The following is a 20,277-nucleotide window of genomic DNA, read 5'->3' as shown; positions in this document are numbered from 1 at the left end:
CCTGATGAGGCGAAATAAATGCGGTGCCCCGCACCGGTCATAATGCAATTCACCGCTAATCATCTGGAAAAACAAAAAGTAATAATGCCCCTTATTGCCGACACTAAAAATCAGTGCAGGCATTTCTCCTCTCCGGACGCAACGTCTTACACTAACCCGCCAGCCCCGGGAAAATAGATTTCACACCCGTCACGATAAATTCGATACCCAGAGACATTAATAGCAGCCCCATAATACGGGTTATAACGTTAATACCGGTCTGCCCCAGCATACGAACCAGCCAGGGAGCGATACGGAACAGTGCCCAGCAGCTCAGAGCAAACAAGGCTATCGCCAGAGAGAAGCCAAGAAAATGCTGCCAGTTGTTATATTTCACGCCCCAAACAATGGTGGAACTAATCGCACCGGGGCCAGCCATCAAGGGTAGTGCCAGTGGAACGACCCCAATACTTTCCCTTATAACACTCTCTGATTTCTCCTGTTTGTTCTGCTTATCTTCACCCAGTTTGCCACTGATCATCGACATGGCAATGGTCACCACCAGAATACCGCCAGCAATCCGGAAGGAGTCGATTGAAATACCAAACATTTGCAGAATAGCGTTACCGAGGAAAAGTGAAGTCCAGAGTATTATTGCGACAGACAGGTTGGCGGTAAGATTGGTTTTATTCCTGGCAGCCGCCGTCTGGTAGCTCGTCATGCTAATAAACACGGGAATAATACCCACCGGGTTAACCAGCGCAAACAGGCCGATGAAAAATTTAAAATAGGTTGCTAAATCAAAAAAAGATTGTGTCACACATCGCCCCACAAGGTAAAAATGACTGCAAATACCCGCGTAATGTAATAGAAAACCCTCATCAGGGCTACGTTCTTTCATCACATAACGTCCCTGGCAACCTATTATGCTCAAACCGGGTTGTTATGTTGGGATTCTGTTAACCAATATCCGTGAAAATTTAAATGGAATGTAACCAGTTTTATCTGGCAATTCATAAGGCTGAATATTGCATGCTGAAAGGAGTCAGCAATAGAAATATGTGATTTAGATCACGAAACAAGATAAAGAAAATCGCTAGTCTTGATAGCAAGTTAAGGGCAGAAAACCAACAGAATGTCTGAACCAGCAGGACCAGGCTTTTTTAGTAAATAGGCAGAACATATTAATAAAGTTTCATTAACATGTCCTTCTTAACACATTATTTTCATTTGCTGACTATACTTGCGTTTTGGGATGCTTATTTACTAAAAAAGTTTAACATTATCAGGAGAGCATTATGGCTGTTACTAATGTCGCGGAACTTAACGCCCTTGTAGAACGCGTAAAGAAAGCCCAGCGTGAATATGCCAATTTCACTCAAGAACAAGTTGATAAAATCTTCCGCGCAGCGGCCCTGGCTGCAGCAGATGCACGTATCCCATTAGCAAAACTTGCTGTTGCGGAATCGGGCATGGGGATTGTTGAAGATAAAGTGATTAAAAACCACTTTGCTTCTGAATACATTTACAATGCTTACAAAGACGAAAAAACCTGCGGTGTCCTTTCTGAAGATGACACTTTTGGTACCATCACTATTGCAGAACCTATTGGTATTATCTGCGGCATCGTCCCTACGACTAACCCAACCTCTACTGCCATCTTTAAATCACTTATCAGCCTGAAGACACGTAACGGTATCATTTTCTCACCACACCCACGTGCAAAAGATGCAACCAATAAAGCAGCGGATATCGTACTGCAGGCGGCTATTGCAGCTGGCGCACCAAAAGACCTGATCGGCTGGATTGACCAGCCATCTGTGGAACTGTCCAACGCCCTGATGCATCACCCGGACATTAACATGATCCTGGCGACGGGTGGACCGGGCATGGTTAAAGCAGCATACAGCTCCGGCAAGCCTGCTATCGGCGTTGGTGCCGGTAATACCCCTGTCGTCATTGATGAAACAGCCGACATCAAACGTGCGGTCGCTTCTATCCTGATGTCAAAAACCTTCGATAACGGGGTTATCTGTGCATCTGAACAGAGTGTCATTGTGGTTGATGAAGTCTATGCCGCAGTGCGTAAACGTTTTGAGGAGCATGGCGGTTATCTGCTGCAAGGTAAAGAACTGAAAGCCGTGCAGGATATCATCCTGAAAAATGGTGCGCTGAACGCAGCCATTGTCGGCCAGCCAGCGTTTAAAATTGCAGAACTGGCGGGTTTCAGCGTCCCGGCTGGTACCAAAATTCTGATTGGCGAAGTGACTGATGTTGATGAGTCTGAACCTTTTGCTCATGAAAAACTGTCGCCGACCCTTGCGATGTATCGTGCTAAAAACTTTGATGACGCAGTCGTTAAAGCAGAAAAACTGGTTGAAATGGGGGGTATCGGTCATACCTCTTGTTTGTACACTGATCAGGATAACCAACCTGAGCGTGTGAAATACTTCGGCGATAAGATGAAAACCGCTCGTATTCTTATTAACACCCCTGCGTCTCAAGGGGGGATTGGTGACCTGTATAACTTCAAACTGGCGCCATCGCTGACGCTGGGTTGTGGTTCCTGGGGAGGTAACTCCATCTCTGAGAACGTGGGTCCAAAACACCTTATTAATAAGAAAACTGTGGCTAAGCGAGCTGAGAATATGCTGTGGCATAAACTTCCTAAATCCATCTACTTCCGTCGTGGTTCATTGCCTATCGCGCTGGATGAAGTCATCACCGATGGTCATAAACGCGCCCTCATTGTTACTGACCGTTTCTTATTCAATAATGGTTATGCAGACCAGATCACCTCAGTTTTAAAAGCGGCAGGTGTCGAAACTGAAGTCTTCTTTGAAGTCGAAGCTGACCCGACACTGACCGTTGTACGTAAAGGTGCAGAATTAGCCAACTCCTTTAAACCGGATGTGATTATCGCTCTGGGGGGCGGGTCCCCAATGGATGCGGCTAAAATCATGTGGGTGATGTATGAACATCCTGAAACCCACTTTGAAGATTTAGCACTGCGCTTTATGGATATCCGTAAACGTATTCACAAATTCCCGAAAATGGGCGTCAAAGCGAAAATGATCGCCGTGACCACCACTTCAGGTACCGGCTCTGAAGTCACACCGTTTGCGGTAGTGACTGACGATGCGACAGGACAGAAATACCCGCTGGCAGATTATGCCCTGACCCCGGATATGGCTATTGTTGATGCCAACCTGGTCATGGATATGCCGAAGTCTCTCTGTGCCTTTGGTGGCCTGGATGCGGTAACCCACGCACTGGAAGCTTATGTTTCTGTCCTGGCGAGTGAGTTTTCTGATGGTCAGGCCCTGCAGGCACTGAAACTGCTCAAAGAAAACCTGCCAAATTCTTATAAATTTGGTGCCAAAGACCCTGTTGCTCGTGAGCGTGTTCACAGTGCTGCGACCATTGCCGGGATTGCGTTTGCTAACGCCTTCTTAGGGGTGTGTCACTCAATGGCCCACAAACTGGGTTCACAGTTCCATATTCCTCATGGTCTGGCGAACGCCCTGCTTATCTCAAACGTTATTCGCTATAACGCTAACGATAACCCAACCAAACAGACTGCTTTCAGTCAGTATGACCGTCCACAGGCTCGTCGTCGTTACTCTGAAATTGCTGACCACTTGGGTCTTACTGCCGTCGGTGATAAAACTGCGGTTAAAATTGAGAAATTGCTGGCCTGGCTGGATGAGATTAAAGCTGAACTGGGTATTCCGAAATCTATCCGCGAAGCCGGTGTTCAGGAATCAGACTTCCTGGCGAATGTAGACAAGCTTTCTGAAGATGCATTCGATGACCAGTGTACTGGCGCCAACCCACGCTATCCGTTGATTTCTGAACTGAAACAGATTCTGCTGGATACTTATTATGGTCGTGAGTATGTCGAAGGTGGTGCTGAGGCAGTGAAAGAAACCGCGGTCCCCGCACCAAAAGTAGAGAAAAAAAGCAAAAAATAACGCCTGATTAACGGCTGCGACGGTCAGTAACGTCGCCTCATTGAGCCCCGAACACCACGTTGTGGTCAGTAGGGGCTTTTTATTTCGTCAGCGGACACGATTCGGGCATATATCCCTCATGCCCAGTCACTGCCTCCCCCGCCTGATACCCCGCCCCAGCGCAGTCATATGACCTCTTATTATTACCCGCTATCGTACCGCTGAGAGGACGGCCATCCCTGTCCCCCGGGGATATATCTCCCGGCGCGACAACGGGTTTCTGCTCACGTTCCGCCCCGACAGCCCCTGACAGAATATTTGCCGGAAAAGATGGCAGACTGCCGGGCGATAAACAATATTCAGATGGTGGTCACCGCGGGCCGGGAAAGAGAATGTGCTGAGAGGCCTGATTACCACCTCTGGGGGGATTGCGGACATAACGCGCCGAACTGGCGGGAGCGTTTCTCCATTCAGGTGAGCCTCTGTGTCTTGAATGCGTCACGGTTATCTCGTGCTGCATAGCCGCCCGATAACCGCCTGAGGACGTTCCTGCGGCGTCGTTATCACAGGTCCCCTGTTCTGCCTGCATTCATCTGTATATCACGCAGAGAACCTTTTTTTTGTGCCTCTTTATAATGTTTTCGACAGACCGAGACATAGCGTTCATTTCCCCCAATAACGACCTGCTCACCTTCGTTATAAGGGCGCCCTTCACTGTCGAGCCTTAATACCATCCCCGCTTTACGCCCACAGAAACAGATGGTTTTCAGTTCCACCAGTTTATCGGACAGCGCCAGTAAATAGTGACTGCCGTTAAACAACTCCCCGCGAAAATCAGTGCGTAAGCCATAACATAAAACGGGAATCGATAATTCATCGACAACATCAGATAAGGCATATACCTGCTCACGGGTTAAAAACTGACTCTCATCAACTAATACACAATGGATCGGTGAGGATAAGTGCTCTTCTTTGATCTCTGCATATAAGTCTGTGGTTTGATGATAAAGTTTTGCCGGGGAAGCCAGGCCAATACGTGAGCTCACCTTGCCGCTACCAAAACGATTATCGATTTCTGCGGTATAAACCAGGGTGCGCATGCCTCGTTCTTGATAATTGTATGAAGACTGTAATAGAGCGGTAGATTTACCCGCATTCATTGCCGAGTAGTAGAAATAGAGTTGTGCCATCGCGCTTGCTGCCTGAGTCAAAGTGAAGATTGTTTTGCCAGATTGTATCACAAGCCTTTCACCTAAGGCGCTGATGATGTTGAGTAACACAGCCATAAGAACATTAGCCGATATATAAACGGTGTGACATCCCACACATAATAGAATTCGGATAATTATGTTTAATTGTAACATTCACCGTAATCAAGGCGTTAATTCGTATAGCTCACAATGATAATTTATCGAAATTATTTTCGTTTGTAATCGGTTACCCAATACCTGCCTGTATAATAGTTCGGTATTATATTTATCAACTAATGCTAAATTCTGTTGCACGACACAGCTGTTGACGCAGTAAGGTAAACTGGTTAAAAAACGAGTGTCATCCGCGCCATTACTACAGAAAAATCCTGGTAATTTAAGTTATCGACATTTAATTTCTGCGTATATATCTGTATATTTTTATCCAACGCCATTATTTCCTATTGCAGAACGGATATAATGGCTCTATTATTATCACAACATACCCCAATAAATAATCCTGAGATTACTAAAATGAGCGAAGCACTTAAAATTTTGAACAACATCCGTACACTGCGTGCACAGGCAAGAGAATGTACTCTGGAAACTCTGGAAGAGATGCTGGAAAAATTAGAAGTTGTTGTTAATGAGCGTCGTGAAGAAGACAGCGCTGCTGCTGCTGAAATTGAAGAACGTACTCGTAAATTACAGCAATATCGTGAAATGCTGATTGCAGACGGTATTGATCCAAATGAATTACTGAACAGCATGGCTGCCGTTAAAACTGCCGGTAAAGGTAAACGTGCTGCTCGCCCTGCTAAATATCAATATATTGATGAAAATGGCGAAACCAAAACCTGGACTGGCCAGGGTCGCACCCCTGCTATCATCAAAAAAGCAATGGACGAGCAAGGTAAGACTTTGGATGATTTCTTGATCTAATCCCTTGAGTGCTGCTTATTAAAATCCCGCTTCGGCGGGATTTTTTATTATATAACGTCACCAATAATGTCACCCTGAGTCATGCTCTGACGCTCTGGTTTACTTTCCTTAAGGGTGATTACCCTTGGGGGCAAACGCATCAGCAGAGGGCTTCTCCTTGCGCTGACAGGCTCTCACCGGGTTTCATCAACCATCAGCAGAATACACCAGGCACTGATTGCAGCAAAACAGGTTGCTGACAGCCCTGTTGTTTGTGCCACCACCCGAATGGACGCCACAAAAACAGCATCAAGGTCACTACTACAGCAAATAATATTCACAGCGATACTTTTATACCCAGAATAAGTGCCCTTATCCTGCGGCAGAAACAGTCCCTGTTATCCCTGTTTATTGTCAGGTAACCTTGTATTTACAGATAAGAATTATTGCTTTTTACACCACAATTCTCGCCCCGCTACCTGACGGTGTAACCCGGCAGTCTCCCTGGCTGCGGCATATTAACCTATTAAAATAGCTTTTGATTCAGGTATCCGTTGGTGCTCATAACCAATAGCAATGAAAAATAACCAGCCCCTTATTTTTGAATACTTAACCCATGCTATCAGACAAATGACGTCATAATCACTCCAGTAGACAGCTTAAAAAAACCCGCCATACATTAAGGACGTTAACAGAACAAATTATAAACCCACAGCGTTGCCCATACTTTCGTTAGCATAGAAATCATGCGGCAATTACCTTTATGCCAGAAGCGTATGGCCATCCGTCTATAAACTGAGTGGGGAACATTTTCCTGTTATATACCATCGGCAGCAGAATTCTACCTGTATCAATTTATGACAATATGCTTTTTTAAAGTTATTTAATCTACTTGTTTAAAATAAAGGGATGACAGACGTGCAACAATCTTTTTCCTGGTGTTAACTTACACCAGCAGATGTAAATTATTCATTACTCCCCTCAAAATCCTGCCTACCCCTAAAGGAGTACGACGTGCCGATAACGCTGGTTATTTAATCTTTCAGGTACAGACAGCATTTTATCAATACCAGTAGTTCATCTGGATACAGTATCCCTGACCAGGTAAGGGCATAGCAGCCACAGGCTGGCACTAAAAAATTCTTTATTTCATCTCTGAATGGCGGAAAGAAAAGCAATACCCGCTCAGTTTTTTGATTTTCTTGGGTAACTTTAAACAATTTTTCATTCCGTGTATCACGTTATCTATTATCATCACTCTCAGTGGCTGAATGTATGGAACATGAGTACGGCGGGCTTTATTTCAAAAAACGATTTAATCCCTTTATATTTTCAGGGCTTATTCGTCGACTGGCAGGATACGTTAATGATGACAAGTACGGTGACGTTATTTGCCTGATACCCGCATGGTTATCAGCACAGCGCGATAAATCAAACTCCCTGCTGCTGTAACACATAAAAAAACGTGGCAAACCTTTTCAGGAGAACCACGTCCGGTAAACGTCACATTTTAATTAATGAACGATAATGTCTTTACTTTAAGTTACCCAGTGTTGTTTTTAACCAGGCTTTAAAATCTTCGCCCAGCGTTTTATGGCGAATGCCATATTCTACAAATGCTTCCATATAGCCTAATTTATTGCCACAGTCATGACTGACGCCCTTCATGTGGTAAGCCTCAACGGTCTCTTTTTCCATTAGCATCGCGATAGAGTCAGTTAACTGAATCTCGTCACCAGCACCTGGAGGCGTCTTCGACAGCAGTGGCCAAATGCCAGCACTCAGAACATAGCGTCCGACAACCGCAAGATTGGACGGTGCTTCATCAGCTTTAGGTTTTTCTACAATGCCCACCATCGGCGCACTGCCACCCGGGGAAAGCGTTGCGCCCTGGCAGTCGACCACACCATATGCGGTGACATCCGCAACCGGCTCAACCATTATCTGGCTATGTTTCGTCTCATCAAAGCGGCTAATCATTTCCGCTAAGTTGTCACGGGACAAATCTGACTCGTATTCATCCAGGATGACATCGGGGAGGATGACAGCCACTGGCTCGTCACCCACTACTGGATGGGCGCACAGCACTGCATGGCCCAGACCTTTCGCCAGTCCCTGACGCACCTGCATGATGGTGACGTGCGGAGGGCAGATCGACTGAACTTCTTCCAGAAGCTGACGCTTAACGCGTTTTTCAAGCATCGCTTCCAGTTCAAAGCTGGTATCAAAATGGTTTTCAATGGAGTTCTTTGATGAGTGAGTCACCAGAACAATTTCGGTGATACCCGCTGCAATACACTCATTTACCACATACTGAATCAGCGGTTTGTCCACCAACGGCAGCATTTCTTTAGGAATTGCTTTGGTTGCGGGCAACATACGCGTGCCTAATCCCGCTACCGGGATAACAGCTTTTGTTACTTTAGAATTGATAGCAGCCATCAAAAAATCTCCAACACTGTTTAAGCTGTATATTTGCCATTAATATTAAAGAGGCTAGTCATTATATCGATTGTAACGTTAAACACTGCGATTTATCCATGCCCCTGTTAATAGGATAAATACGAGAAAACCGCATGATACTACCACCAGGATATAAACCTGAGTACGGCTTCTTTTTTTTTATCGTCTGACTGCTCATTCCGCAGACAACATTAACCGTAAGCGTCCCCCGCTCCCCCATACCTGGCAATGCCAGGAGTCGCATTCAAGACTCATCTGATTAGGGTAAACATTGCTGAGGGTGCCGAGTGGTAACCCACTATTCAGTTCCTTGTGCTGTTTATCAATGCTCAGGCTGGCATTCAAACCGGCAGAGATCAGAATCAGTTTCCTTCTGCCGCGATGATAATAACCAATTAACAACGGGAACTGACCGGTCAGATTGGCCTGTCGAAGCAGCTGATTAAGCTGTTTCAGTAACCGACCTAATTCAGGTAAACGATGGTGCTCGTGAACCAGCTGCTCTTGCAATAAACCATTAAACAGCACGCGCAATAATAAGGCAGCTAACACGCCGTTATCACCACTCCGGGTAACGTCGAGGCAGTAAAAAGCTAAATCATCTTCTGACAGTGGTGCAATATCCAGCACCAACCCGGGTTTATCCACTGAAATCAACTGACGATAATTGACGCGACAATGGGAAACGACTTGCTGTACCGGGGGCTGTAACTCATGCAATAGCTTTGATGCCGCGATGGGATCCCGGGCGAATGCATCCCAGTGTTCAAACAGTCTCTCTTCTTCTTCAACACGCGAACCAAACATCAGTGGATAAAGACAGGTAAGAACGGTTTCACGTAGTCTGTCAAAATCCTCCATCGGTTTTAGCAGCACATCCTGCACACCAAAACGCAGTGCTTTGGCAATTTGTGACATGTTATCCGCCCCGGAGATCACCAGAATGGGCAGTTCGCTATCTTGATGCCGGATCTGTTCTATGAGCTGTAACCCCGTCACCGGAGACATGTTCAGATCACAGATTAATAAATCAGGTTTTGCCTCATTAAACTTAGTTAATGCCGTAACGCCATCATTGACCGTGACAGGCACTGCCCCCAGAGATAAAAAATACCGGTCGAGCAAAGTGCCAAATGTTGTGTCCTCATCGGCTATAAGGATTTTCTTTCCTTCTAATGGCCGGCGCATGAATGCTCTCCAGCCTGATAGTAACTCAATCGTGACACAATACTGTTTTTATCCTCACCGGGTCTGGCATAACGAAAAAGATGCTGGCGTTTGCGTGTATGACAACCAAAAAATGTAAAAGCTGCAGGCTGCGATTCAGCACAATATTGCCCGTGCATAATCCTGCTGGCAATGTGTACCGGGTACGGTGCAGCAACGGGTTCATTCCCTGAATCGGCTTGCTCCTGAGTTGCTTCTTGTGGCTGAATGACCCAAGTAGCAACTGAAGCTAAGTGATTTTCATTATAGCCCACATCAGTGAATTTTACCGCCTGACCAGGCACCAGTATAAAAAACGGCCGGCTGGCAGATAGTGGCAACCTGACAACATATAATGAGATGTAACACGCCCTTCGGCTCTCCCTCACGATAAACTCCTCCTTGAGTATGACTAAATACATCTTCGGTATTGGTAAAAGGGGTCTCCCTCTGGTGGGGAGCATATCCACTCAAGTACCCTACCCCCAATAGCCCTGCTCTGGTATAATTACCGGACTCAACCATCACTATCACTGCATGTTCTGATTTTGCCACAGGATTCGACAAGATTGTCCACGTCACTCTTACCAGTAGCATTGCGCTCAGTCAAATTTCACGGCAATCACGCCATAGCGGCAAAGTAACGATTCGGTTAACCGAACCTCGGTCATTATCTTACAGATAACGTCCCTATTTCCTGGAGATCAATAAATGCAGCTGTGTCCATGTGGCAGCGGTCTGGAGTATAGCTCATGTTGTCAGTCTTATCTGGATGCCCGCCAGTATCCTGAGCACGCAGAGCAATTGATGAGATCGCGTTATACTGCTTTCGTACTTGCCCGGGCAGACTATTTAGTGGCGAGCTGGCACCCGACTCGCCGCTATCCTGAGCTCGAATCTGAAATTTCTGCGAGTTTTGGCACCCCAGACTGGCTGGGTCTGACCGTCTTTGAGAAAGCCAGCGGCAGTGATCAAAATGAGGCTTATGTCAGTTTTGTCGCTCGTTTTAAGGAAAGCGGCAAAGAAATTGCCATAATTGAACGTTCTCGTTTCCTGAAAGAAAACGACCAGTGGTACTATGTGGACGGCGTACGTCCCGCATTTGGTCGTAATGACGCCTGCCCTTGCGGCTCAGGCAAAAAATTTAAAAAATGTTGTGGTTAGGCTCGCTTAACCCCCTGAAGCATTATCGTTTTGCAGACACACTCAACAGGACTTAGCATTCCATGCAGGCATTACAACGTAAAATTCTTCGCACTATCTGCCCTGACCAAAAAGGTCTGATTGCGCGTATCACTAACCTCTGCTACAAGCACGAACTGAATATTGTGCAGAATAATGAATTCGTTGACCATCGTACCGGGCGTTTCTTTATGCGCACCGAGCTGGAAGGTATTTTTAACGACACCACGTTACTGGCTGACCTCGACAGCGCGTTACCGGAAGGTTCAATTCGCGAACTGACGCCTGCAGGAAAACGCCGCATAGTGATCCTGGTCACTAAAGAGGCACACTGTCTGGGTGATTTACTCATGAAATCCGCCTATGGCGGCCTGGACGTGGAAATCGCAGCAGTAATAGGTAATCACGATACCCTGCGTAGCCTGGTTGAGCGTTTTGACATTCCATTCCAGCTGGTCAGCCATGAAGGCCTGACGCGTGACGAGCATGATGCACAGATGGCAGACGCCATTGCCGCCCACCAGCCGGATTATGTGGTACTGGCTAAATATATGCGTGTGTTAACACCGCAATTCGTCGCCCGTTTTCCGAACCAGATCATTAATATTCATCACTCATTTCTGCCAGCGTTTATCGGTGCACGCCCTTATCACCAGGCTTATGAACGTGGTGTCAAAATTATCGGCGCAACCGCACATTATGTTAATGATAATCTGGATGAGGGGCCGATCATTATGCAGGATGTCATTCATGTTGATCACACCTACAGTGCCGATGACATGATGCGTGCCGGGCGTGATGTCGAAAAAAATGTCCTTAGCCACGCACTCTATCAGGTCTTAAACCAGCGTGTATTTGTCTATGGCAACCGCACGATTATTCTGTAGTCGCTTTTTCAGTAACGCGGCTTAGTCCGACGCCAGTCCGGGTAAAAAAACGGCAAACGATTCATTTTATTCATATAACGTCTTTACAGCGGCGCATTGTTTGGTATGATGCGCCCGCTTTACAACGTTTCGTGGTCAGTAAAGTGCATTACCCCGTGGTGGGGTTCCCGAGCGGCCAAAGGGAGCAGACTGTAAATCTGCCGTCATCGACTTCGAAGGTTCGAATCCTTCCCCCACCACCATCTGCTTTCCTTATTAAGGATGTTATGTTCATCCTGAACATCGTCGATATCTCTCTGCCCTTTTAATCTTCAGCCGTGTCTACCATTTACCCTGCTTCCAACGTATGCTGAACCGGGTATGACGTTCTGTACAGGCGGCATAACTTTCCCCGGCCATACTGGTATACAAGGAGTACACGTGCAGAAAATTGTCATTATTGCCAACGGCGCTGCTTATGGCAGCGAATCCATGTTCAATAGTTTACGTCTGGCCATTGCTCTCAATGAACAAACCCCTTCCCCGGAAGTTAAACTCTTTTTAATGTCTGACGCGGTCACCGCGGGTATTCGCGGCCAGAAACCGGCTGAAGGTTATAATATTCAGCAAATGCTGGAAATCCTGACCGCACAAGGGGTCCCGGTGAAACTGTGCAAGACCTGCGCAGATGGTCGGGGGATCAGTACGCTCCCACTGGTGGAAGGCATTGCTATTGGTACGCTGGTAGAACTGGCTGAATGGGTTATCGCGGCGGATAAAGTACTGACGTTTTAACGTGGGATAGCGCCACGATCCAAACCCTACGGTGACCTGGGGGAAAGCCCGGTCGCCCGTGGATTCTATTATTGTCACCGTTATGACAGCAGGGCATTATTCCTGCTGTTTTTGTTGCAAAGACCGCACCCTGCTCGCTAATTCAGAAAGAACATCATCGTGCATTCCCCGTTCTTTCATGGCTTGTTCAAGTGAAAAAAGATACTGGGCATTGCTGCCTAATGGCCCGCTGGCTGTTGCTATCAGAGGCGCAATAGTCTCCGCCCGCGAATCTGCTTCATACAGCGGATGCCGGGAGTCCATCGCGAAGACCAGTGCATTAACCTCACGTCCATCGTCAAGTAACAGCGGGCACCACGTCGGTAAATAGCACCCCGTGATCATTTCCCGTTTCCAGACAAGAGTGAGTTCCTCTTTGAGTCCTTCTTCTGGTAACCGGAATGCCAGCCCCGTTGTTTGCCCCCCCTCTTTAAGGGCCAGCATTCGCCCTGGGTGGCATGCGGTACCACGCCCGGCGGTGAGCCGTAAACAGAAGTCCCGGTGCCAGCCTTCAAGAATGGCTGGGGCGGTTTCATCATAGACAAAGGCCGGATTCCACATTAAAGAACCATAACCAAACAGCCACACTGGACTCTGATCTGGACGTCGGGCAAGCGTAGCCAAAAGCGAGGCTGAACGTTGCTCAGGACTCCATAATAATGATTCCTCAATGGCACCAAAAGCTGTCTTACAATCCGCTTTCATTAAGAAATCTCTTGTTATCACACCATGCCTCCACTACAGCAAACGTCCCTCTGTTCAGGTAGATTGACTTATCCTGTCCAATCGATGACTAAACTGACCATAATAAATTAATTGATGTCTCGCAAGTCAGAGAGCGATCCCGGTATCTGTCATTTTGCACGTTAACCACCGTGATGACGCTTCATGGCACAGCCCCACTTTTATTCGCTACAACCTTGTTATCGCTGGTTTGAATTGTAAGATTACCTGAACGGACAGCGTAACATTAACCATGTATTATCTCTGATACTATGAACCAAAACAGGGTTTCAGCAAAGCATTACCGATCATGTATATTGTGCATTATTAAATTCTATTTATATGTTTTAATGGATTAAATTGTTAAACATAGTTCTTTTAATGCATTTAAATGGTTAATCAACTAAAAGCAGTAAAAAAAAGTAAATATTAAGTAAAAAACACACTTTTTTGCTATATTATTGAAATCAAAAACACAGCAACAACAAATACACCACTTGTCATCTGCAGCAATGGAGTAGTTTAATGCCAAAAACACAGCATGAGGCGGTTAAAACCCGTCACAAGGAGAGTTCTCTCATTTTTCCTGTTCTCGCACTGGCCATACTGGCGATGTGGGGCTCCAGCCAGTCTCTGCCGGTGGTTGTCGGGATAAATATCCTCGCACTGGTGGCCATTCTGACCAGTGCTTTTAGTGTGGTTCGCCATGCAGACGTACTCGCACACCGTCTGGGTGAACCCTATGGTTCACTCATTCTGAGCTTGTCCGTGGTCATTCTCGAAGTCAGCCTGATCTCAGCCTTGATGGCGACCGGTGATGCGGCCCCGACCCTGATGCGTGACACGCTCTATTCTATCATTATGATTGTGACTGGTGGTCTGGTTGGTTTTTCACTGCTCCTGGGCGGCCGAAAATTTGCCACACAGTATCTGAACCTGTTCGGTCTGAAGCAGTATCTTATCGCCCTGTTTCCACTCGCCATCATTGTGCTGGTTTTTCCTATGGCGTTGCCAGAAGGAAACTTTTCCACCGGTCAGGCACTATTGGTCGCTTTAATCTCTGCGGCTATGTACGGTGTGTTTCTGTTAATTCAGACCAAAACCCACCAAAATTTATTCATCTATGAGCATGAAGATGAAGGCGATGATGGCGATCCACACCACGGTAAACCGTCTGCCCATAGTTCAAAATGGCATACAGCCTGGCTGATTGTTCACTTAATTGCGGTTATTGCCGTGACTAAAATGAATGCCAACCCTCTTGAGCATTTACTCAGTAGCCTGAATGCCCCTGAGCAGTTCACAGGCTTCCTTGTCGCTTTATTGATCCTTTCCCCTGAAGGGCTTGGAGCGCTGCGAGCCGTGCTGAATAATCAGGTTCAGCGTGCTATGAACCTGTTTTTTGGCTCAGTGCTGGCCACGATTTCACTCACCGTCCCTGCGGTGACGGTTATCGCAATGCTAACCGGTAATGAACTGATATTCGCATTAGGCATGCCACAAATGGTGGTGATGGTTTCCGCACTGGTCTTGTGTCAGATATCATTCTCAACGGGCAGAACGAACGTCCTTAATGGCTCCGCCCATCTGGCATTATTTGCTGCCTACCTGATGACTATTTTTGTCTGACCGTATGCATGCAGAAAAAAAGCCCTTGTTATAACAAGGGCTTTTTATTTTACTGGCGCAAGTCAAGACTTACCATCAGTCAGCAGGATTAATGGCTGGTATCCAGAAAATCAAAACCTTTCACCAAATCATCGATGGCTTTAATTTGGCTCAAGAAACCTTCAAGCTTGCCTAATGGCAGTGCAGAAGGCCCATCACACAAAGCACTCTCTGGGTGTGGGTGAGCTTCAATAAATAAGCCAGCCAGCCCTGTAGCCATACCAGCACGAGCCAGTTCAGCAACCTGCGCACGACGGCCACTCGACGCCGCACCAAAGGGGTCACGGCATTGCAACGCATGAGTCACATCGAAAATTACCGGTGCGCCATGTGAGACCTGTTTCATCACGCTGAAACCCAGCATGTCCACAATCAGGTTGTCATAACCAAACTGGGTACCACGGTCACATAAAATGACCTTGTCGTTACCCCCTTCAGCAAACTTATCAACGATATTGCCCATCTGCCCCGGGCTGACAAACTGGGGTTTCTTCACATTGATAACGGCACCGGTTTTTGCCATGGCTTCGACTAAGTCAGTCTGACGGGCAAGGAATGCTGGCAGCTGAATCACATCCACCACATCGGCAACCGGCTGTGCCTGCCAGCTTTCATGCACATCAGTAATGATTTTCACACCAAAGGTCTGCTTAAGTTCCTGGAAGATCTTCATGCCCTCTTCCAGACCAGGACCGCGGTAAGAACGAATTGATGAACGGTTCGCTTTATCAAACGATGCTTTAAACACATAAGGGATGCCTAGCTTTTGTGTTACCTGAACATAGTGTTCACAAATACGCATCGCCAAGTCACGAGACTCCAGCACATTCATGCCACCAAATAGCACAAATGGCAGATCGTTTGCGACGTTGATATCGCCAATGTTAATCACTTTTTGTTTCATATATTCGCCTTGTTAGGTGTGCGCTTAATGAAGAGTTATCTGCTTATGCGCAATTGCATTAATTTGCGCTTTGATCATGTCACTGATCGGATCTTCGGGACACTGTTCAACAAAGTAGCTCAGGTCATTCAGCGCCACATGCTCACAATCCAGCTGAGCATAGATAAGACCACGATCGCGTATTTCATACGGGTCTTCAGGATTAAACTGTAACAACACCTCGCTGACGCGCAGGGCTTGTTCCATTTGCCGTTCTTCCATTAATGAAGACTTTAGGGTATCCAGCAATTTACGAATAACCTCTGCATTATCGGACTCTTCGAGGTCTTCTTCATACAGCTCGGCGGTCGGGTTGATGTTACCTTTCAGCCATACTTCAAGAGTATGTTCGTCCAGCGTATCACCATTAAACGGGTTAATAAGCCACATTTCACCGTCCACCCAGTCTGCACGCAAAATAAGCTGTGTCGGGAAAATAACCGGCATCAACGGAATATTAAGCTGTCCGGCTACCCATAATAAAATCGCCCCCAAAGAAGCGGCGCTCCCCTGACGTCGTGTTAATACAGTATCAAGCCACAGGGCATCAGACAGACGATAAATACCCTCGGCATCTTTAAATCCCCAGGCGCCATAAAAAAGCTCGATCAGCTTTTCAAGTTGCAAGTCTGGATGCTGACCTTCACAAATTTCCTCACGCGCCAGGGCCACTAACTGCCCCAATTGCCGCTCGACCTCTGCTGCTGGAAAGTCATCACGAATCAGTTGTGAGACTAAAATCATGCCTTCACAAAGCGGTGCCTGATTAAATTCGAAATCGGCTAACGACTTCATACTTACCCCAGTAACGATATTTTAGTGGTGATGAATTCAGTGATGATGTTGTGCACCACCAGTCCAGGCAAATAACAGACCAAAAAATACTGGTTTTACTGATATTGGCTGGGTCAATAAACTTTAAATCAGCGTAAATAATAACGCTAAATATTATGTCAGTCAGCTTTCAGAGCCGGGTTTGCAACAAACTGATAAGTAAATACCGTATTTTGAAGTAAAAAGGGACATCGGGTTTAACGATCTCTTTTTTAAGGGATAAATTGCCCCGATGTGAAACGCTCATTTCCTCCATAATCCTTACCCGTGCTGACATGATGATAACCCGCCTCACGAAAAAGTTGTCGGACCTGTGCGCCTTGTTGCCAGCCATGTTCTAAAATCAGCCAGCCACCCGGCTCGAGGAACCCCTGGCTATGGCCGACTAAAATTTCGATATCAGCAAGACCATGATGATCGGCAACCAGTGCACTCTTCGGTTCAAAGCGAACATCTCCCAGGCTGAGATGCTTATCCGCACTGTCAATATAAGGCGGATTACTGGCAATCAGGTTAAAGCGCTGATCATTATCCAGAGCACTAAACCAGTGACTCTGCTGCACCGTAACATTTGTGATACCCAGCTGAAGCCCATTACTGCGCGCCAATTCAACTGCTTCAGGCACCACATCGAGGGCAATGATCTGACAGTCTGGGCGTTCACTGGCCAGCGCCAGGGCTATCGCCCCTGTACCTGTCCCCAAATCGAGAATATTGCAAGGATGAGATGGCAAGTATGCTAAGGCCTGTTCAACCAGGCACTCCGTATCAGGGCGAGGGATCAGTGTGGCAGGAGATACACGCAGGGGAAGTGACCAGAATTCGCGCTCCCCCACCAGGTAGGCCACAGGTTCCCCCTTTACCCGACGACTCAGTAATGCAGCCAGCTGACTGAGCTGGCTGTCATCTAACACTGTCTCGGCAAAGGCCAGGATGAATGTCCGGGATTTACCCGTCACAAATCCCAGTATGATTTGCGCATCACGTTTCGGGCTGTCGCTATTCTCAAGCTCCGTTACCGCACGGGCCAGCCAGGTCTGAAAATCCATTAATCCTGCTCAGAAAGTGCAGCCAGCTGGTCGGCCTGGAATTCCTGAACAATCGGCTCAATCAGGGCGTCGATTTTCCCCTCCATTACCTCATCCAGACGATAAAGAGTTAAGTTAATACGGTGATCCGTCACACGGCCTTGAGGGAAATTGTAGGTACGGTTACGATCAGAACGATCCCCTGAACCCAGCAGGTTACGCCGTGTGGAAGCCTCTTCTTGCTGGCGTTTTGCGACTTCAGCGGCACGAATACGGGCCCCTAATACCGACAGTGCTTTCGCTTTGTTCTTGTGCTGAGAGCGTTCATCCTGGCACTCAACAACAATTCCCGTCGGTAAGTGGGTAATACGAATCGCTGAGTCGGTGGTGTTAACATGCTGGCCACCGGCACCTGAAGAGCGGAAAGTATCAATACGCAGATCAGCCGGATTAATGTCTGGCAATTCCGCTTCGGGGATCTCAGGCATCACCGCGACGGTACAAGCGGAGGTATGAATTCGCCCCTGAGACTCGGTGGCTGGCACACGCTGAACACGATGCCCACCTGACTCAAATTTGAGCCGGCCATAAACTCCATCACCGCTAATTTTTGCGATAACTTCTTTAAAACCACCATGTTCACCTTCGTTGGCGCTGATGATCTCCACACGCCAGCGACGCGCTTCAGCGTAACGGCTATACATGCGAAACAAGTCCCCGGCAAACAGCGCGGCTTCATCACCACCAGTACCCGCGCGTACTTCGATAAACGCATTACGCTCATCATCCGGGTCTTTCGGTAGCAATAACACTTGCAGCTGCTGTTCCAGTTCTTCACCACGGGCTTTTGCTTCGGTCAGTTCTTCCTGAGCCATCTCACGCATTTCAGGATCACTGAGCATGCTTTCAGCTGTCTCAATATCCTCCTGCACTTGACGCCAGTCCAGGAAACAACGTGATACGTCACTTAATTGCGCATATTCACGGGACAATGCACGAAAACGATCTTGATCGGCAATAGTTGCAGCGTCACCCAGCAGAGCCTGAACTTCTTCATGGCGCTCTTGCAAGGCTTCCAGTTTGGCAACAATAGAAGGCTTCATAGGCGGTGTTTCACCTTGTAATAAGAGTTATTGGATTAATCCAGCCCGAGGCTGTTACGCAGGATTTGCAGACGTTCATGGTCACCGTCACGGGCGGCCTGCGTCAGGGATTTTGTTGGCGTATGAATTAAACGATTCGTCAGTTTCCATGCCAGTTCCTGAAGGACGGCTTCGGCATCACCACCTTGTTGCAGGGATGCCAGCGCTTTGGCCGTCAGGTCATCGCGTATCTGCTCGGCCTGGGTACGATATTCACGAATCGTCTCTGAGGTGCTCTGAGCGCGCAGCCAGGCCATAAATTCGCAGGATTCCTGGGCAACAATCGTCTCAGCTTGTACCGCAGCGGCTTGCCGCTGGGCAAGGTTGGTCTGAATAATAGCCTGGAGATCATCGACACTATAAAGGTAAACATTGGGCAATTTACCCACTTCCGGTTCAACATCCCGTGGCACGGCAATATCGACCAGCAGCATCGGCTGATTACGTCGCGTTTTCAGTGCACGTTCAACCATGCCTTTACCCATAATGGGCAAGGGGCTGGCTGTTGAGCTAATCACAATATCCGCATCAGCTAAACGCACATCAATATCACTGAGGCTAATCACCTCAGCCCCGACCTCATCTGCCAGTAACTGTGCCCGTTCACGAGTACGGTTGGCTATAATCATTTTTTTAACATGGTGTTCGCGCAAGTGACGAGCAACAAGTTCAATCGTTTCCCCTGCGCCCACCAGCAAGACACTGACCTCTGAAAGCGACTCAAAGATTTGTCTGGCCAGCGTGCAGGCAGCAAAGGCGACAGAAACCGCACTCGCACCAATATCTGTTTCAGTTCTGACTCGTTTAGCGACGGAGAATGATTTCTGAAACATGCGTTCCAGTTCCCCCGATAACGCCCGCTCTTTCTGGGAGTCAGCAAAGGCTTTCTTTACCTGCCCCAGAATTTGGGGCTCGCCCAGTACCAGAGAATCAAGCCCACTGGCAACCCGCATCAAATGGCTGACAGCATCATTGCCGTTGTACCAGTAAAGACTTTTACGTACCTCATCTTCATTCAGATTGTGGTAACTGCACAACCAGTTCACCAGTTGTTCATGAAGGTTTTCTTGCTGTTCGACACTCAGATACAGCTCTGTCCGATTACAGGTCGACAACACCACCCCGCCCTGCACTAAAGGCTGGGCAAGCAGACTCCCCAACGCCTGGTCGAGCGTATCCGGCGAAAACGTGACACGTTCTCGCAACGATACTGGGGCTGTTTTGTGGTTAATACCTAGTGCTAACAGGCTCATATAGCAATCTGAGTAATACTAATGTTGATAAGGATTTCTGGGCGCATCATACAGGATGAGCGCAGTCAATAAAAGAGAGCGACGCATCCCAG

The 20,277-nt window shown here is 47.4% G+C and carries 18 protein-coding genes and 1 tRNA gene; 8 read left to right on the top strand and 11 right to left on the bottom strand.

Going from position 1 to position 20,277, the window contains the following annotated elements:
* Positions 1–151 precede the first annotated feature (151 nt).
* Complete coding sequence (locus tag JK154_RS02295; protein WP_211990852.1) at positions 152–799, bottom strand: YchE family NAAT transporter; 648 nt, start codon at positions 797–799, stop codon at positions 152–154.
* A 478-nt stretch (positions 800–1,277) separates the two neighbouring features.
* On the opposite strand from JK154_RS02295, the gene adhE reads away from it, so the two are divergent.
* Positions 1,278–3,953: a bifunctional acetaldehyde-CoA/alcohol dehydrogenase gene (adhE, locus tag JK154_RS02290; RefSeq protein ID WP_211990851.1), complete on the top strand. Its 2,676-nt coding sequence runs from the start codon at positions 1,278–1,280 to the stop codon at positions 3,951–3,953.
* Between the two features lie 542 nt (positions 3,954–4,495).
* Here adhE and tdk read toward each other — a convergent pair.
* A complete protein-coding gene (gene tdk / locus JK154_RS02285) occupies positions 4,496–5,122 on the bottom strand; it encodes a thymidine kinase (RefSeq protein ID WP_211990949.1) in 627 nt (208 codons plus the stop codon).
* A gap of 534 nt (positions 5,123–5,656) precedes the next feature.
* On the opposite strand from tdk, the gene hns reads away from it, so the two are divergent.
* Positions 5,657–6,064 (top strand): histone-like nucleoid-structuring protein H-NS, encoded by a 408-nt coding sequence (gene hns / locus JK154_RS02280; RefSeq protein WP_211990850.1) that lies wholly within the window; start codon positions 5,657–5,659, stop codon positions 6,062–6,064.
* A gap of 173 nt (positions 6,065–6,237) precedes the next feature.
* On the opposite strand, the gene JK154_RS02275 is transcribed toward hns, so the two are convergent.
* On the bottom strand, positions 6,238–6,384 hold the full coding sequence (locus JK154_RS02275) for a hypothetical protein (protein WP_211990849.1): 147 nt from the start codon (positions 6,382–6,384) through the stop codon (positions 6,238–6,240).
* Positions 6,385–7,318: 934 nt separating this feature from the next.
* On the opposite strand from JK154_RS02275, the gene JK154_RS02270 reads away from it, so the two are divergent.
* Positions 7,319–7,495, top strand: coding sequence for a hypothetical protein (locus tag JK154_RS02270; RefSeq protein ID WP_211990848.1), 177 nt, complete (start codon positions 7,319–7,321; stop codon positions 7,493–7,495).
* Between the two features lie 81 nt (positions 7,496–7,576).
* Here the strand turns inward: JK154_RS02270 and galU are convergent, their stop codons facing one another.
* Complete coding sequence (gene galU, locus JK154_RS02265; protein ID WP_211990847.1) at positions 7,577–8,485, bottom strand: UTP--glucose-1-phosphate uridylyltransferase GalU; 909 nt, start codon at positions 8,483–8,485, stop codon at positions 7,577–7,579.
* Between the two features lie 195 nt (positions 8,486–8,680).
* Positions 8,681–9,694, bottom strand: a complete 1,014-nt coding sequence (gene rssB, locus JK154_RS02260; protein WP_211990846.1) for a two-component system response regulator RssB — start codon at positions 9,692–9,694, stop codon at positions 8,681–8,683.
* Positions 9,695–10,423: 729 nt separating this feature from the next.
* On the opposite strand from rssB, the gene JK154_RS02255 reads away from it, so the two are divergent.
* The 4 genes from JK154_RS02255 (at position 10,424) to JK154_RS02240 (ending at position 12,555) form a co-directional block, all read left to right on the top strand.
* The gene (locus JK154_RS02255) at positions 10,424–10,876 is read left to right on the top strand and encodes a YchJ family protein (RefSeq protein ID WP_211990845.1); all 453 of its coding nucleotides are present in this window, start codon (positions 10,424–10,426) and stop codon (positions 10,874–10,876) included.
* 62 nt (positions 10,877–10,938) lie between these two features.
* Complete coding sequence (gene purU, locus JK154_RS02250; RefSeq protein ID WP_211990844.1) at positions 10,939–11,781, top strand: formyltetrahydrofolate deformylase; 843 nt, start codon at positions 10,939–10,941, stop codon at positions 11,779–11,781.
* A gap of 157 nt (positions 11,782–11,938) precedes the next feature.
* Positions 11,939–12,023, top strand: a tRNA-Tyr gene (locus JK154_RS02245).
* A 178-nt stretch (positions 12,024–12,201) separates the two neighbouring features.
* Positions 12,202–12,555, top strand: a complete 354-nt coding sequence (locus JK154_RS02240; protein WP_211990843.1) for a DsrE/DsrF/TusD sulfur relay family protein — start codon at positions 12,202–12,204, stop codon at positions 12,553–12,555.
* 96 nt (positions 12,556–12,651) lie between these two features.
* Here the strand turns inward: JK154_RS02240 and JK154_RS02235 are convergent, their stop codons facing one another.
* Positions 12,652–13,320 (bottom strand): gamma-glutamylcyclotransferase, encoded by a 669-nt coding sequence (locus JK154_RS02235; RefSeq protein WP_211990842.1) that lies wholly within the window; start codon positions 13,318–13,320, stop codon positions 12,652–12,654.
* Between the two features lie 522 nt (positions 13,321–13,842).
* Here JK154_RS02235 and chaA point away from each other — a divergent pair.
* Positions 13,843–14,946 (top strand): sodium-potassium/proton antiporter ChaA, encoded by a 1,104-nt coding sequence (gene chaA, locus JK154_RS02230; RefSeq protein ID WP_211990841.1) that lies wholly within the window; start codon positions 13,843–13,845, stop codon positions 14,944–14,946.
* An 88-nt stretch (positions 14,947–15,034) separates the two neighbouring features.
* Here the strand turns inward: chaA and kdsA are convergent, their stop codons facing one another.
* From kdsA to hemA, 5 genes are all read right to left on the bottom strand, one after another.
* Positions 15,035–15,889 (bottom strand): 3-deoxy-8-phosphooctulonate synthase, encoded by an 855-nt coding sequence (gene kdsA, locus JK154_RS02225; RefSeq protein ID WP_211990840.1) that lies wholly within the window; start codon positions 15,887–15,889, stop codon positions 15,035–15,037.
* A gap of 24 nt (positions 15,890–15,913) precedes the next feature.
* Complete coding sequence (sirB1, locus tag JK154_RS02220; protein ID WP_211990839.1) at positions 15,914–16,723, bottom strand: invasion regulator SirB1; 810 nt, start codon at positions 16,721–16,723, stop codon at positions 15,914–15,916.
* A gap of 251 nt (positions 16,724–16,974) precedes the next feature.
* Positions 16,975–17,811, bottom strand: coding sequence for a peptide chain release factor N(5)-glutamine methyltransferase (gene prmC, locus JK154_RS02215; protein WP_211990838.1), 837 nt, complete (start codon positions 17,809–17,811; stop codon positions 16,975–16,977).
* Positions 17,811–18,893: a peptide chain release factor 1 gene (prfA, locus tag JK154_RS02210; RefSeq protein ID WP_211990837.1), complete on the bottom strand. Its 1,083-nt coding sequence runs from the start codon at positions 18,891–18,893 to the stop codon at positions 17,811–17,813. Before prfA ends, prmC begins: the two co-directional genes overlap by 1 nt.
* Before the next feature lie 35 nt (positions 18,894–18,928).
* Complete coding sequence (gene hemA / locus JK154_RS02205; RefSeq protein ID WP_211990836.1) at positions 18,929–20,185, bottom strand: glutamyl-tRNA reductase; 1,257 nt, start codon at positions 20,183–20,185, stop codon at positions 18,929–18,931.
* Between the last annotated feature and the right edge of the window lie 92 nt (positions 20,186–20,277).

This window comes from Citrobacter sp. JGM124, assembly GCF_018257795.1.
Taxonomy (GTDB): Bacteria; Pseudomonadota; Gammaproteobacteria; order Enterobacterales; family Enterobacteriaceae; genus JGM124.
The sequence above is the reverse complement of the archived record's forward strand: the minus strand, read 5'-3'. Positions and strand labels throughout refer to the sequence as shown.